Source organism: Endozoicomonas sp. ALC013, assembly GCF_049310205.1.
Classification (GTDB): domain Bacteria; phylum Pseudomonadota; class Gammaproteobacteria; order Pseudomonadales; family Endozoicomonadaceae; genus Endozoicomonas.
This window is the reverse complement of sequence record NZ_JBLYNS010000362.1, coordinates 1-1,626: the sequence shown is the minus strand read 5'-3', so window position 1 is coordinate 1,626 and position 1,626 is coordinate 1. Positions and strand designations below refer to the sequence as shown.

At 56.6% G+C, this 1,626-nt stretch carries 1 protein-coding gene; it reads right to left on the bottom strand.

Features of this window, described 5'->3' with window-relative positions; translation table 11 throughout:
* A partial coding sequence (locus ACO6V1_RS23850) for a hypothetical protein (RefSeq protein ID WP_422469068.1) occupies positions 1-1,626 on the bottom strand: 1,626 nt, incomplete at both ends.

Genomic DNA, 1,626 nt, shown 5'->3' with positions numbered 1-1,626 from the left:
CCCGCCGATGCCGGCGCATGCACTCATACCCGAGGTTCTGACATGGCTATCTACCGCCTTGGTGTTGGCAACCGTGCCGCCAATATCAACCTCCCCTCCGCCGATGCCGGCGTGTGCAGCGTTACCCGAGGTTGTGACATTGCTGTTCTCCGCCGTGGTGTTGGCAACCCTTCCTCCCGCTTTAACCAGCCCTCCCCCGATGGCGGCACCTGAAAGGACACCCGAGGTTTCGACCGTGCTGTTCACCGCCGCGGTATTGGCAACCGTTCCTTTAACCTGCCCGCCCCCGATGCCGGCGCATGCATTGACACTCGAGTTTGAGGTTTTGACCCTGCTGTTCACCGCCGTGGTGTTGGTAACCATCCCTTCAACCTGGCCTCCCCCAATGCCGGCGTATGCATAAAAACCCTCGGTTTCGACCCTGCTGTCGACCGAAGTGGTACCGGCAACCTTTCCTCCAATATCAACCTGTCCTGCCCCGATGCCGGCATCTGACCCCCAACTCAAGGTCTTGACCGTGCTGTTCACCGCCAGGGTGTCGGTAACCGTCCCTTTAACCAGTCCCGCCCCGATGCCCGCCTCGGCACTGTATTGCGAGGTTTCGACACTGCTGTTCACTGCGGTGGTGTCGGCAACCGTTCCTCCGACACCAACCCTTCCCGCCCCGATGCCGGCGTTTGAATACCAATCAGAGGTTTTAATCGTGCTGTTCACTGCGGTGGTGTTGGCAACCGTGCCGTCATCGAAAACCTCCCCTCCCCCGATGCCGGCGGGTGCATTCCTGCCCGAGGTTGAAATATGTGCATTTTCGGCCAGGATATCCCTGACTGTGCCATTAACTTTACAGGCCACCAGACCTGTGGACCCCTCGGAGTTTATTTGGGCACCGGTAAAGTGAAGCTTGCTAACGGTGCCTTGGTTCAGCTTTTTAACAAAACAGTTAGTCAGGTTGTCGATCCTGTGATAATCGCCATCGTACTCGCCGGTGAATGGGTGGGTATCATTGCCAATGGATTGATAGTCTTTAGTGACAACAATATCCGCTGTCTGTTGATAGGTACCGTCCAGTGGATAGTCGGGATGTCGGCCAATCTTGCCCAGGGTTTCTGTATCTTTAATCTTTATCTTGCAAGCATCACTGTACGACGAATCCAATGCAACCAGGAAATCAGTTCTCAAACAGCAATCGGCTGTTAACACCCGTGGGTCTGCTGTTTGGCAAAAAAGCTGATCCTTGGAGATAGATCCAGAATTCTCTTTAATGCCATTGACAAAGCTGTTCACCGCCGTGGTGTTGGCAACCGTTCCTCTAACGTCTCCACCCCCGATGCCGGCGTCTGCATCTGTACCCGAGGTTTCGACCGTGCTGTTCACCGCAGTGGTGTTGGCAACCGTTCCTTCGACCCAAACAATCCCCCCCCCGATGCCGGCGTCTGCATCTGTACCCGAGGTTGCGACCGTGCTGTTCACCGCCGTGGTGTTGGCAACCGTTCCTTCGACCCAAACACCCCCCCCACCGATGCCGGCAAGTGCATTTTTACCCGAGGTTTCGACCCTGCTGTTCACCGCCGTGGTGTTGGCAACCGTTCCTTCGACCCAAACAATCCCCCCCCCGATGCCGGCGAG